Below are 14,341 nucleotides of genomic sequence, written 5' to 3'. Positions count from 1 at the left end.
ACTACATTTTTAGTTTACTCAACGATTTTTTCAGCTTCTCTATAATTCTGTACATACGTACTTTGGCATTAACCTCTGTAATTTCTAATATTTCGGCGATTTCTTTAAATGGTCTTTTCTCAAAAAATCGTAGTTCGACCATTTGAAGGTCATCACTATTCAACTCTTGAATAAGCTTTTTTATTACTGGAATATATTCCTCAAAAAAAGGCTCTTCATTTTCTTCGCAAATAAAACGCAGGTCACCAATATCTGCATTTATTGAACGTTTATCTTTTTGGGTTCTAAATAACTGCATTACTTCATTATGAGCAATACGGTAAAGCCAGCTTGCAAAAGGGACACCTTTGAACTGATATTTTTGAAGATTCGTAAGTGCTTTTAAGAACACCTGTCCGGTGATATCAAATGCAGTATCTTTTGAGTCCATCCGTTGATATACATAATTAAAAATTTGCTTGTAATACTTATCGTATAAGGGAGCAAATTTTTCAGGATTTAGCTTTGCAGCCTCAATTATAACTAACTCTTCAGAAAGCTGCTGGTTGGTATGATGGAAATGCGGGTTAATTGCCATAATGAAGTGTTAATAATACTGCTTTTGGTATTATAAGTAAAATAAGCCCATAGGGTTACGCCAAAATTTCAAATAACTTTACCTTTATAATTAAGTACTTGATAATCAGTTACAATTATTTTGTATACAATGAGTGAAGTCGCTATTTTTTTGGGTGAAACGTTATTTTGAATGAGTGAATGAATTTTTAGTTCGCTTAAATTATGACAAAAAAACGGGAATAGTCTTTTGAACTACTCCCATTTTCTATTAATACTGATTATATAAAATAGATAGTCCAATTAACTGTGCAACTATTTTATTATATCGGCATAACCATTGTAATTTGTTACGTGTGTCCTTTGGACTACTTAACAAATACAATGGTATAAAATGCTTTAATTACCGAATAACACTTACATGACCCACCAGAAAGTGGTTTTTGTTGAAGATATCTGTCACCTGAGCTTTCCAAGTATAGATATCTTCTTTTATGGCACCGTCACCGCTATTATCAGGACTTCCATCCCAGGTTTGGGACATGTCATCTGTATGAAAGACTTGATGCCCCCAACGGTCATAAATATTCATGGTAAATTTAACAATACCAACGCCTTTCGGTCTAAAATCGTCATTAGTACCATCTCCATTTGGTGTAAATACATTTGGAAAGTAAACTACGTAAGCTGGTTTAATATCAAGTACCTGAAAAGTAGTGTCAGAGCAACCATATTGGTTCTTAACTACTTGAACCACCATGGGTTTAGTTTGTTTTAAATTTTTAATGTAGTGAGTAAAATTCCGTGTTCCGAAACTAGAACCATCATTAACATAGTATCTAATGAAATTTGCGTCTTCAGAAGCTTTGTTAGTTACTGTTATAACAGGATCGTCTTCATCAATTTGTTCTGGATTAACAAGAAATGCAGCTTGAGGTGCAGGGAATGCTGAGATATAATCAGGGTTAACGAAATTTGTAACACAACCAATATCACTTATAAGGGTTAAAGTAATATCATAAGTTCCTGATTTACCAAAGCATCTCGTTGGGTTTAATGCTGTCGTAGTTGGCTCATCATCGCCAAAATCCCATGAGGAAGTAAAACTTCCGGTTGTGATAGAAGAGGTATTTGTAAATTCAATACACAAACCTGGGCAACCGTTTCGTTTACTCGCTGCAATTACACCAACGGCTTTTGGATTTATGAATAGTTGTCGTGATAGTGTGTCTGTACAACCAAATTGTGAACCTACAAGTAATGTCAGCTGATAATTACCGCTTAATGAATAAGTATAACTCGGATTAGGTTCGTTTTTATCAAAAACATTATCACCGTTAAAATCCCATAAATTGCTTGTTAAAGTGCCATCCGGTGAAGTGGACAAATTGTTAAAGGCAACTTTATCTCCAGCGCAAATAGCTGTATTTGAAAACATGGCGGTCGGCTTGCCATGAATAATAACATTTGATGCAGTAGTAGCTGTACAATTTTTATCATTTGTAACTTGCAAATTTGTCGTATAACTACCACTATTTGTGTACATATGGCTAGGGTTATTTGCGTTAGAAGAATTGGCACCTCCAGAACCAAGGTCTCCGAATGTCCAAGTATACGTATTGTTAGACCCAAGACTTAGGTTAGTAAACTGCGTTGCTTTATTCAAACACGATTCTGGCGCAAAAAATGCAGGCGTTGGCAATGGGTAAACCGTTATAGTGGAAGTATATTTGTTAGAACAACCAAGATCTGATATGGAAGTTAAACTAACACTATAAGTGCCTGGAAGAGTGAAGGTATAAGGGAGACCTGGAGCTGGAGCCGATTGTAAACCAATGGTCGTAGTCCCTAATGTCCAAATATATTGGGATTCTGCTCCATCCGTAAAGGTTGTAGTTTGGGTGAAAATACTTGGGAGCCCCAAACAATGATTATTAGTTGTATAACCACTCTTTGGGTTTTCGTAAATGATAACTGGATGAGTCATTGTATCCGTACACCCGAAACTCGTGTTTGCTATTAACGAGGCAGTAAATGTACCCGCAGCTGAATATGTAAAAATCGGATTTAGAGCGATACTGCTTAGTGCACCATTATTATACTGAAACCATGAAGAAAACGTATTAAGAGTTGGTGTAAGGTTTGTAAATAAGGTGGGTTTGCCTAAACAAACGCTAGTAGTTGAAAAATCAGCAACTGGGTGTGGGTAAATGGTTACAGTTTTAACTTGTGCAAAGCTACAGCTTATTGGTCCGTTAATGCCTTCAGGATAACTTATTTCAGTGAGCGAAACTGGATATGTGGTGAATGTATTCGACGTTCCAATAAAGGTGTGTGCTGGATTAGAGACTGTAGATGTAGGTGTTCCATCACCAAAATTCCAAAGATGTTCATCGATTGTATAACCAGCAGGGATGTTGCTAGAATTGGTGAAGGCTGTAGGTGAACCGTAGCAAAATTTTGTAGCGCCAAAACTTGTAAAAGGTTTTGGGTACACTTTTATAGTTGTGTCCTTACTAAGCGCACAACCATTGTTAGAAATCGCGTACAAGGATAATGAAAACGTACCGTAAGCAATGTATTTATGTCGATCGATGTAACTAGCTGAAATACTACTAAGGGGTTTTATAGCACCATCTCCATAGAAAATACTATAAGATTGAATTGCCCCAACGGGAATATTAATATTCGTATTTATTTGTGCAGAGTCATTTATACATGAATTGTAAACTGGTGAAACGGTTAATTGCGGATAGGGGTGAATTGTCAGGCTGTTAGTAGTTGTTTTAGCACAGCCCAAATTTGATGTAGCACCTAAAGTAACAGTATATACACCATATGTATTGTAGCTGTTAGTAGGACTTGTTAAATTGGATGTATTACCACCGCCAAAGTTCCAGGTATATGAATTAACGGTTCCCGATATGATGTTAGAGGTATTTGTGAATTGTATAGAAGTATTTACACAAGCACCATTAGGGCTAAATGCAATATTAGGTAATGGATTTATAACAACGGTATTTGTTCCCTTGCCTATACAACCTTGATTAGACATTGCGCTAAGCGTTGGTGTATACATTCCAGAGAGAATGTAGGTGTTTGATGGTATTTGGTTGTTTGATGTATTCGCATCCCCAAAATTCCATGTATAAGTATTAATGGTTCCTATAGGTATTGTTACAGTGGGGTCAAAAACACTCGGAGTACCCAAACAGCCTCCATTTGCAGTGAATGAGACGACTGGTAATGGATGAACAGTAATAGTTTTTGTAAAAGAAGACCCACATTCATTATTTGTAGTGAGAGAAAAATTCACAGGAAAGGTGCCACTTGTAGAGTAAGTGTGTGCTGTTGTAGGAAAATAACTTATTGTGCCATCTCCGAAGTTAAATTTCGTTGTGTAAATAGTTCCTGAAGAAATGCCGCTTGTACTTGTAAAGATAACGGGGACACCCAGACAAGTGTTAGCCGATATTGAAAAATCTCCTACCCCAACAGGATAAATTTGTACTGTGTGGGTGACATTAGAAGTACAACCCATATTACTTGTAGCTGAAAAATTAAGCGTATGAGTTCCAGATTGACTGTATGTGTGCGTAACCGGAACCGACGAGAGCGTGGGTACACTTGAAAACGAACTGTCACCAAAGTCCAATGTATATGAAGTTATGCTACCAGCAACTGATGGAATTGGAGAAATGGAAGAAGTACTTATAATATTTACTGGTAAGTTAACGCACTCAGGAGTTACCGTGAAGGCTATATTTGGAAAAGGATGCACAAGTATATTAGCAATCATGGTATCGGTACAATTATGGTTTGTTGTGGCAATTAGACTTACGGAATAAGTACCATTTGAAGGAAAGTTAATGGTACCTGGGTTTTGTAATGAACTGTATACTCCAGGGCTAAAACTCCAACTATAGCTGGATATTACACTGCCACCAATAGTTGGAGTACTTGAACTATTGGTAAAAGTAATTGGAAGAGCGCAACTATTTATTGTAGAATAGCTAAAAGCCGCTACCGGATTTGGGTAAACAGTAATAATAGTGTTTGTTACGGAGGGGCAGTTTAAATTACTTACTAAATTTAAACTAATTGTATACGTATTAGTAGAAGAGTAAAAGTGTGTTGGGTTTTGCAACGTTGATGTATTGGCGGCACCAGAGGCTGGATCTCCAAAATCCCATATATAACTTGTTACACTACCACTTGTGGCCGTGGTTGTTACTGTAAAAATGGCACTTTCACAGGAGGCAGGCACATCGAAAAAAATATTTGGGTAGGGATATACCGAAATGTATTGGAAGGCAGTATCAGTACATCCTAAACTCGAAGTTCCTATAAGCTTAACAGTGTAATCTCCAACCGAAGGAAAAATATAGGGCGGGCTCAAGGCAGTTGTGGTTACTGTATTTGCAGCACCTTGAAAACTCCAGGTAAAAGTAATTGGACCTGAAGAAATAGCGGAATTATTAGTGAATGTGAAGTTCTGACTACACGCGTGAACAGAAGTAGTGGCAAAGGCAACGGTTGGCGAAGGAGAAATTAAAAAGGTGTTACTTAATGTCGCTGGACAGTTATGATCGCTTAGTGCAAATAAGTTGACGGTGTATATTCCCGGCGCCAAATATACATGTGTTGGATTGGGCAGAGTGGACGTTCCTCCGTCACCAAAATTCCATAAATAGGTTGCTAGAGTTCCAGAAGCAATTGCAGTTGATGTAGCTGGCGTAAACGATGTGCCGTTAATATCACATAAGGGTGCAGCCGAAAAACTAACGACCGGTGGTGGAAATATTCCAAGTGTTTGAGTTAGGTTAGACATACAACCTTGATTACTTATACCAGTAAGCGTTATTGTGTAAGTGCCATTTGTTAAATAAGTGTTTGTAGGATTGATTAAGTTTGAGGTGGGTCCGTTTCCAAGAGTCCATGTGTACCCAGTAATTGTTCCAACACCAATGTTTGAGGTATTGGTAAATTGAACAACTGTATTAACGCAATTAGACGGGGGACTGAACACCAAGTTAGGAGGAGGAAAAATTGTAATAAAATCAGATACAGAGTCCACACATCCACGGTTGGAAGTGGCAAATAATTTTATTTGATAAGTTCCAGGGGTGGTATAATTGTGTACTGGGTTTGTTGCTGTAGAGGTACTTCCATCTCCAAATTTCCATATATGTGAAATTATTGATGAGCCGGGGGTTATGCTCATTGAACTAGTGAACGAATATTGTGTTGCACAAACTCCTGATGTGGATGGCGTAAATGATAAAATTGGCGGGGGCAGTGTTGTTAACGTGTGAACAAAAGTTGGACCTGGGCATCCAGGAACCAAAACCGTTACGCAACTGTAGGTTCCACCGAATGACGGGTTTATACATAACGTGGATACACCTGCAACTGCCAATCCGGGACCAAACCAAGTAGTTGTCGCAAATCCAACAGGAGCACACATCGTAAACGGTATATTAGGACAAGTTGTGTCTTTGCTTGAGGTAGCAAAACTTGTACAAAGTCCATCAATGTAAGCATATCCAAAGTGACCTCCCGCTAAGCAATCATAAACAGTAAAACGTATGGTTACAGTTGAACCAATAACAGGAGTAAGGTCAAGTGCTACGTTTGTCCATTGTTTGCAACGAACTGGTGCACTATATGCAGATAATGTTGAGGTTGTAAAGTCTGGAACACCAGACGCGGCAGCTACAGTATATACCGTACACGGAATGAGTGCATTTGTAAGTGAGTCAATCATTTCAATTGCAAATGCAGGTTGATCAGCTTGAGCATGATTATTATCATTTAAAACAACTGCGTATCTGTAAGTAAAATTAGCGTTGGCTGGTGTAACTATAAAGGTTTGTTCTATACGATCTGCTATTTTTCCTACGAGGCTATCACCAAGGCGCACTGAGAAACTACCACCAGGAAAAACTTTAGGAAAGCCGCCATACACATCCGTGCCACCTGTCATGATTGCTTGATTACCGTTAGGAGTTAGACAGCAGCCCGTCGACCAAGAAGGATGGAATCCTGTACTACGTCTCCAACCATTCATGTTTCCATTTTCGAAATCAACATTATTACAAAGAGTACCATTTGTTGTATTTTGTCCGTAACCTTTTGTAGGAACAAATGGTGCTGGTACCCAAACAATATCTGAACGATTTATTTTTTCATGAGAATGCCCCTCAGCCAAGTGCTCCATTTCTAAAGCGAATTCTCTCTTTTGCCCTTCAATAAATTCAATTCTATCTTTTCCACTAAAATGCAGTTTGTCGGCGAGACCATTCCAATAAGCATAGTTAAAAAAACCGCTATCGACTTGCGTAGGTTTTGTGTTTTGGGAGAATGTTACTCCAAACACACAAATATTTAATAAAAAAAATAAGTAGATTTTTACTTTCATTTTAAAGTACATTGTATAACGAATTTGTGTTCTTTTTTTTATTTAATGTAGGCTTCATATATACTTGTAAATTAATTTTTTACCATTTTTTTTAGAACTCAAACTAGCGTTTGTTTTTTTATGTTCACGTTTGCTTTTTTGAGTGCTTAAAGATAATAAAATTTAGTAACCAAGTTAATATCAATATTATTTCATCTTCATGAAAATTTATATTTTATTGAAGAGTTCTAGTGTGTTTACGCAAGAACATTAAAAAGGTTTTTAACAAGTTATCCAATTTAGACGAATTAGGTTTTTTGAACCTCTAATTTTTTTAAAACCGGAAAACCCTCGATAAAATTGAAAAATATCAACTATTCGGGGTTGAACGAGAAAGTTCGTGATTTTAAATTAAGAGATTAGGATATTATTTTGGCGGATTTTTCTCCAACAGCGCTGCCAATAGCGATGCCCATACCACCCATTCGTACTGCTGCAAGTACATTTTTACCTACATTCTTAATAATAGGTAGTTTTTCTTTACCAACACCCATTATTCCACTCCATCTTTGTTCAATTTCAAAAGGAACGCCTGGAAGGATTAGTTCTTGAAGAAATTCGTCAAGTTTTTTGTGAATTTTATGATTGAGTCCTTGTTCAGCAGTGGTTTCAAGTTTAAAATCCAGGTTTCTACCGCCCCCAAACAAAATGCGATTATCTATATTTCTAAAATAATAGTAGCCTTTTAAAAAGTGAAAAGCGCCTTTGATTTTCAAGTTATTGATTGGTTTTGTAACTAAAACCTGAGCCCTTGCAGGTTTTACGTCTTTAATTTTTAGAAGATATTTAGCAAATCCGTTAGTAGCAACCACTACTTTAAATGCTTTAAAAACACCTAGTTCACTTTTTAGTTCCACTTTATTGTTAGCTTCAATAATTTCTAAAATTTCTATATTATTTAAAATCTCAATTCCTCTTTTTGCAGCCAGTAAAAGTAGATTTTTCATCATCAACATAGTATCTAGTTGACCCTCATGTGAATTGAGTATTATGCCTTTTGTTGATTTGAAATAGGGATTCTCGCTACTAATGTCTTTGTAGCAGTTTTTTAAACCTAAATTATTTTTTATTTGGTTATTTAATAGCTGTATATTTTCTTTGCAATAATTAAACTCTTTACTTGAATGAAATAGTTCAAAACCACCAAGAGCTTGGTAGTTAATGTTTTTATCTTTCAATCTATTTCTTAAAAGATTGAGTCCTTTCCATCTCATTAATACGGTATCCCAAACTACTTCATTTGTTGTCGAATTTAAATCATCTAACAATTCACCTACACTGCCAAAACAGGCGAAGCCGGCATTTTTGGTGCTTGCGCCATTTGGTAAAAGTCCTTTTTCTAATACAAGAATTTTTGCTTTTGGATTTAGTTCTTTGAATGAAATTGCTGTGCTTAATCCAACAATTCCGCTGCCAACGACAATAAGATCAAAAGTTTGAAAATACTGTTTTGTTTCCCAATAACTGTAGTTAAAATCTGTAAAAGAATACATAAAAAGCTAGTTCTTGGTTGGATTTTTTTTGTAAATTTATTACCTAATTTACGTATTACAATAATTTAAGCATGTTTTTTAATTCCAAGCGAGTATTTTTCTTCCTATTTCTAGTTTTTAGTAGTTTTTCTTTTTTTGGACAAGATGTACTAGTTGAAGTACAAGGTGATGTTTCAGATGATGATGATAACCTTAGCGGCGTATCCTTGCATGTTACCGAGGGGAGTAAGGTGGTTAATAGCGTAATGACTGACCCCTACGGGAAATATAGTTTTGCAGTTCCTCTAGGAGGAGATTTTTTAGTAGTAGTGTCAAAATCTGGCTATGTTTCAAAGAGATTTACTATTAACACTAATGGAGTTACACCAGAAAGAGCACTATTAAAATTTACTCCCATTGGTGCTAAAATTAGTTTGTTTAAAAAATTAGATGGGGTCGATTATTCCTTATTAAATCAGCCATTAATTAAATATGTTTATAATCCAACCAAAGAAAATTTCGAATACGATAAAGGTTATCTAAATAAAATGCTTGATGCATTGGAAACAGTAAAGCAAGCTGAGAAGGTAATTAAGGATAAGGAAAAGGAGAATGAAAATAATTATACTTCCTTAATTAAAGATGCAGATAAATTATACAGTACTAAAGATTGGTCTAATGCAACTGTTAAATATCAAGAAGCTTCAAAACTAAAACCAAGCGAAGTTTATCCAAAATCACAAATTGCAGCAATTAATAAAGCTATTGCTGATGCTGCAGCAGCCGAAAAAGCAAAAGCGAACGCTGAAGCTAAGGCCAAAGCAGACGCTGATGCTAAAGCTAAGGCTGAAGCGGATAGAATAGCAAAAGAAAAAGCAGCGGCAGATGCAGCAGCAAAAGCCAAGGCAGAGGCGGAAGCATTAGCGAAGAAACAAGCAGAAGAAGCAGCGGCGAAGAAAGCAGCGGCGGACGCGGCTGCCAAAGCAAAAGCAGATGCAGAGGCCTTAGCCAAAAAGCAAGCTGAGGAAGCAGCAGCAAAGAAAGCAGCGGATGAAGCAGCTGCGAAGGCGAAAGCAGAAAAAGAATTAGCAGAACGATTAGCAAAAGAAAAAGCAGAAGCGGACGCCAAGGCAAAGGCGGAGGCGGAAGCAAAAGCGAAGGCAGAAGCAGCGGCGTTAGCACAAAAACAGGCTGAAGAAGCGGCGGCGAAAGCCAAAGCAGAAGCATTGGCAAAAGCAAGAGCAGAAGCTGAAGCAGCAGCTAAGAAAGCGGCTGAGGAAGCAGCAGCCAAGGCAAAGGCGGAGGCAGAAGCACTCGCTAAGAAACAGGCAGAAGAATTAGCAGCAAAAAAGGCTGCAGAAGAAGCGGCAGCAAAAGCGAAAGCTGAAGCATTAGCCTTAGCACAAAAACAAGCTGAGGAAGCAGCGGCAAAGAAAGCAGCGGATGAAGCAGCTGCGAAGGCGAAAGCAGAAAAAGAATTAGCAGATAGATTAGCAAAAGAAAAAGCGGAAGCGGAAGCCAAAGCAAAAGCGGAAGCAGAGGCTAAAGCGAAAGCAGAAGCAGCGGCTTTAGCACAGAAACAGGCCGAAGAAGCAGCAGCAAAAGCCAAGGCAGAAGCGTTGGCAAAAGCGCGAGCAGAAGCAGAAGTAGCAGCAAAAAAAGCAGCTGAGGAAGCAGCAGCAAAAGCGAAGGCGGAGGCGGAAGCGCTAGCTAAAAAACAAGCAGAAGAAGCAGCGGCGAAGAAAGCAGCGGCGGACGCGGCTGCCAAAGCAAAAGCAGATGCAGAGGCCTTAGCCAAAAAGCAAGCTGAGGAAGCAGCAGCAAAGAAAGCAGCGGATGAAGCAGCTGCGAAAGCGAAAGCAGAAAAAGAATTAGCCGATAGATTAGCAAAAGAAAAAGCGGAAGCGGAAGCGAAGGCAAAAGCAGAAGCAGATGCTAAAGCGAAGGCAGAAGCATTAGCAATTGCGCAAAAACAGGCCGAAGAAGCAGCAGCTAAAGCCAAAGCAGAAGCATTAGCCAAAGCAAGAGCTGAAGCGGAAGCAGCGGCAAAGAAGGCTGCGGAAGAGACCGCATTAAAAGCAAAAGCGGAAGCAGAGGCATTAGCCAAGAAACAGGCCGAAGAAGCAGCAGCAAAGAAATTAGCTGAGGAAGCAGCAGCAAAGGCAAAAGCAGAAGCGCTAGCATTAGCACAAAAACAGGCAGAGGAAGCAGCGGCTAAGAAAGCGGCGGAAGATGCAGCGGCCAGAGCTAAGGCAGAAGCAATGGCAAAAGCCAGAGCAGAGGCAGAAGCATTGGCTAAGAAACAAGCAGAAGAAGCCGCAGCGAAGAAGGCGGCGGAGGATGCAGCAGCGAAAGCAAAAGCAGAGGCTGATGCAAAAGCAAGATTAGAAGCAGAACGATTAGCAAAAGAAAAAGCAGCAGCAGAGGCAGCGGCCAAGGCGAAAGCCGACGCAGAAGCTTTAGCTAAGAAACAAGCCGAGCAAGCAGCAGCGAAGAAGGCGGCAGAAGATGCAGCAGCGAAAGCGAAGGCAGAGGCTGATGCAAAAGCAAGATTAGAAGCAGAACGATTAGCAAAAGAAAAGGCAGCAGCAGAAGCGGCAGCTAAGGCAAAAGCAGATGCAGATGCACTTGCAAAGAAACAAGCAGAAGAAGCGGCAGCCAAGAAGGCAGCTGAAGATGCAGCGGCGAAAGCGAAAGCAGAAGCTGACGCAAAAGCAAGATTAGAAGCAGAACGATTAGCAAAAGAAAAAGCAGCAGCAGAAGCCGCTGCTAAGGCAAAAGCAGATGCGGAAGCGCTCGCCAAAAAACAAGCAGAAGAAGCAGCGGCGAAACAATCTGCTTTATTGGCAGCAGCAGCTCAGAAGGCGGCAGCGGAAGCAGCTGCGAAGAAGGCTGCAGAAGAAGCTGCGCTAAAAGCTAAGGTAGAAGCCGATGCAAAGGCAAAATTAGAAGCCGAGAGACTTGCTAAAGAAAGGGCAGCAGCGGAAGCCGCTGCTAAAGCAAAAGCAGATGCAGACGCCCTTGCGAAAAAACAAGCTGAAGAAGCGGCGGCTAAAAAGGCGGCGGAAGATGCAGCAGCGAAAGCAAAAGCAGAGGCTGATGCAAAAGCAAGGTTAGAAGCAGAAAGACTGGCAAAAGAAAAAGCGGCAGCAGAAGCAGCGGCCAAGGCAAAAGCCGACGCTGACGCATTGGCTAAAAAACAAGCAGAAGAAGCAGCAGCGAAGAAAGCGGCGGAAGAAGCATCAGCGAAAGCAAAAGCAGAAGCTGATGCAAAAGCAAAATTAGAAGCAGAAAGACTAGCAAAAGAAAAAGCAGCAGCAGACGCAGCGGCAAAAGCGAAAGCAGATGCGGAAGCGCTCGCCAAAAAACAAGCAGAGGAAGCAGCAGCGAAGAAGGCAGCTGAAGATGCAGCAGCGAAGGCAAAGGCAGAAGCTGATGCAAAAGCAAAATTAGAAGCAGAACGATTAGCAAAAGAAAAAGCAGCTGCAGAAACAGCAGCTAAAGCGAAAGCCGACGCTGATGCATTGGCTAAGAAACAAGCCGACGAAGCAGCAGCTAAAAAAGCCGCAGACGAAGCAGCAGCCAAAGCTAAAATAGAAGCTGAAGTGAAAGCAAAAGCAGATGCAGATGCTTTAGCGAAAAAGAAAGCTGCCGAAGAAGCAGCTGCTAAAGCCAAGGCAGCCATGACGATTAGTGCGGCTGAGCAAAAATATAAAGATGCTATTCAAAAAGCAGACGGGTTTTATATCGGGAAACGGTATTTGGATGCCAAAAGTGCCTATGAAGAGGCACTTCTCCTTAAAGGTGGCGATGCTTACGCAAAGGCGCAATTGATAGAGTGTGAGAAATATATTAATGCGGATGATAGTCAGAAAGTTAATGAAAGACAGAGATTATTGTTGGCAAAATATCCTCCGGGCATAACCGAAGAAATGCTACCTGGTGATGGCGTTGTTATTATTAAACGTGTTCTTGTAAAAGGTCAAGTAGCCTATGTTTACGAAAAGAAAATTTTCAACTGGGGTGGTATTGCTTGTTTTAGAGACGGCGCATCGATTACCGAAATTGTGTTTGAACAAGAAACTAAAAAATAGTAAAATTTATGTCTGCCTTGCCTGCCTTTATGGCCGAAGAAATTTGTTGTAGCGTTTGTGGAAATAAAGATGCTAAGCAGTTTTCTTTAAAGTATGAAAAGGAAAATTTTGCTGTAGTTACTTGCAATTCTTGTTCTTTTCATTTTATTCCACCTTATTACAGAAAAAAAATTGAATACACTCAGTATAAAAATTCTGACGTGACCACTGCAGTGCGTGCTGGCAATAATTGGATTAAAATTCAAAGGCATAAGCTTCGTTTTAAATTCATTCAAAAATTTATTAAGTCTGGTAAACTCTTTGATCTTGGCGCTGGCTGGGGTCATTTTATGTTGGCAGGAAAAGAATTGGGTTACGATGTTTACGGTGTTGAGATTTCTGAACAACCTTATTTATACTGTGTGAATGATTTAAAATTACCTGTTGATCATATTGATTTTTTTGAAATGGACGAGGCGAAGAAATTTGACCTTATTACTATGTGGGATGTTTTGGAACATATTGATAAAGCCAATGATTTTTTAGCTAAATGTTCGAAATTGACTAAGCCAGGAGGTTATCTGTTTCTGCAGGTACCACAGATTGACAGTTATTTTGCAAAAAGACATAAAGATAATTGGAAAATGATGGGTTTAGATCATGTGAATTATTTTGGGAAAGATACCATTAAACAAATTCTTGCTAATAATGGTTACGAGCTTGTTAAGATAAAATCGTCGTTTGAAATAAAGTTGTTCATTATGTACACCTTACTTCCACTTATTAAAAAATTTAAAACAAATAAAAAACAAAATTTAAGGGAAACAAATACAACTATAAATGCGGCGGAACGTCAGCAGTACTTTAATAAGTTTACAAGCAGACCCATGTGGCAGTTAAAGCTGTTTGTGTTTGTTCACAATATTATTTATAACACGCTTTCTAAATTAAATATTGGTGAAGAGATGATGGTGGCGGCGAGGAAGGTTAAATAATCTCATTGGATGGATAAAATCTAAAATTATTTCCTACACAAATAAATCATCTCGCCGGCTGGCAAGCGATATCGGTCAACCAAGTCAGCACCTAAGGTGTTTACAAAACCATCTACTGTAACTTGAAATCCAGCAGCAGCTAATTTGTCCTTGTAATCCAATCCAAATAAACGCACATGATCTTTTTGCCAGTAATGGAGTTCTCTATCAGCTTCTGATTTAATGCTTGGATCTTCTAAAGTCTCTGCACGCTGTGTGTCTAAAGGTACTTGAAAAACACCCCAACCGCCTGGTTTCATAATACGGTATAACTCACGCATACATTGATTCGCATCTTCAACATGTTCTAACACATGATTACAAAATATCACCTCAAAACTATTGTCTTCAAAAGGAGCGGCATGCAAATCAAAGTGTATGTCTGCAATCGGACTGTTATAATCTCCGGTAGTGTAATCAAGATTTTTTTGTGCTTTAAATAATTTGTAAAAACACTGTTCGGGCGCAATGTGTAGCATTTTATGAGGTTTGGTAAAGAAGTCTGTTTTTTCTTTAAGATATAACCACAATAAGCGGTGGCGCTCTAATGACAAGCTTCCTGGACATAACACATTATCTCGTTTTGCTCTTCCGCCATAACCGTAGGGTAAAAATTTACGGTAAGTTTTGCCACTGATAGGGTCTTCATAACGGGTGCCATAATAAAGAAGGGGAGCCACCTTGCTGAAACCAAGGCTAAACCAAATTAAAATTGGGCGGGGTATTGTTCTGAGGAGCAAATGGAAC

Annotated in this window: 6 protein-coding genes; 2 read left to right on the top strand and 4 right to left on the bottom strand. The window is 39.1% G+C overall.

Annotation, left to right across the window (positions count from 1 at the left end; genetic code table 11):
• Window position 1 precedes the first annotated feature (1 nt).
• The 3 genes from P2086_RS13815 to P2086_RS13805 all read right to left on the bottom strand — a co-directional run bounded on the left by P2086_RS13815 (window position 2) and on the right by P2086_RS13805 (window position 8,508).
• Window positions 2–577, bottom strand: a complete 576-nt coding sequence (locus P2086_RS13815) for an RNA polymerase sigma factor (protein ID WP_317897332.1) — start codon at window positions 575–577, stop codon at window positions 2–4.
• Between the two features lie 381 nt (window positions 578–958).
• Window positions 959–6,976: a PKD domain-containing protein gene (locus P2086_RS13810; RefSeq protein ID WP_317897331.1), complete on the bottom strand. Its 6,018-nt coding sequence runs from the start codon at window positions 6,974–6,976 to the stop codon at window positions 959–961.
• Window positions 6,977–7,374: 398 nt separating this feature from the next.
• A complete protein-coding gene (locus P2086_RS13805; RefSeq protein WP_317897330.1) occupies window positions 7,375–8,508 on the bottom strand; it encodes an NAD(P)/FAD-dependent oxidoreductase in 1,134 nt (377 codons plus the stop codon).
• Between the two features lie 71 nt (window positions 8,509–8,579).
• Between P2086_RS13805 and P2086_RS13800 the strand changes: the two genes are divergently transcribed.
• Together P2086_RS13800 and P2086_RS13795 are read left to right on the top strand one after the other, a co-directional pair.
• The gene (locus P2086_RS13800) at window positions 8,580–12,581 is read left to right on the top strand and encodes a peptidase associated/transthyretin-like domain-containing protein (protein WP_317897329.1); all 4,002 of its coding nucleotides are present in this window, start codon (window positions 8,580–8,582) and stop codon (window positions 12,579–12,581) included.
• 8 nt (window positions 12,582–12,589) lie between these two features.
• Window positions 12,590–13,555 carry a class I SAM-dependent methyltransferase gene (locus tag P2086_RS13795; protein ID WP_317897328.1) on the top strand — a complete coding sequence of 322 codons (966 nt, stop codon included), beginning with the start codon at window positions 12,590–12,592 and terminating at the stop codon, window positions 13,553–13,555.
• A 26-nt stretch (window positions 13,556–13,581) separates the two neighbouring features.
• Here P2086_RS13795 and P2086_RS13790 read toward each other — a convergent pair whose 3' ends face one another.
• On the bottom strand, window positions 13,582–14,274 hold the full coding sequence (locus P2086_RS13790) for a class I SAM-dependent methyltransferase (protein ID WP_317897327.1): 693 nt from the start codon (window positions 14,272–14,274) through the stop codon (window positions 13,582–13,584).
• Between the last annotated feature and the right edge of the window lie 67 nt (window positions 14,275–14,341).

It is taken from the genome of Aurantibacillus circumpalustris, assembly GCF_029625215.1.
GTDB lineage: Bacteria > Bacteroidota > Bacteroidia > B-17B0 > Aurantibacillaceae > Aurantibacillus > Aurantibacillus circumpalustris.
The sequence above is the reverse complement of the archived record's forward strand: the minus strand, read 5'-3'. Positions and strand labels throughout refer to the sequence as shown.

What these genes read in the sequence shown, in the direction of transcription:
- P2086_RS13815 (WP_317897332.1), bottom strand. Translation starts at nt 577, where the DNA reads ATGGCAATTAACCCGCATTTCCATCATACCAACCAGCAGCTTTCTGAA.
- P2086_RS13810 (WP_317897331.1), bottom strand. Translation starts at nt 6,976, where the DNA reads ATGAAAGTAAAAATCTACTTATTTTTTTTATTAAATATTTGTGTGTTT.
- P2086_RS13805 (WP_317897330.1), bottom strand. Translation starts at nt 8,508, where the DNA reads ATGTATTCTTTTACAGATTTTAACTACAGTTATTGGGAAACAAAACAG.
- P2086_RS13800 (WP_317897329.1), top strand. Translation starts at nt 8,580, where the DNA reads ATGTTTTTTAATTCCAAGCGAGTATTTTTCTTCCTATTTCTAGTTTTT.
- P2086_RS13795 (WP_317897328.1), top strand. Translation starts at nt 12,590, where the DNA reads ATGTCTGCCTTGCCTGCCTTTATGGCCGAAGAAATTTGTTGTAGCGTT.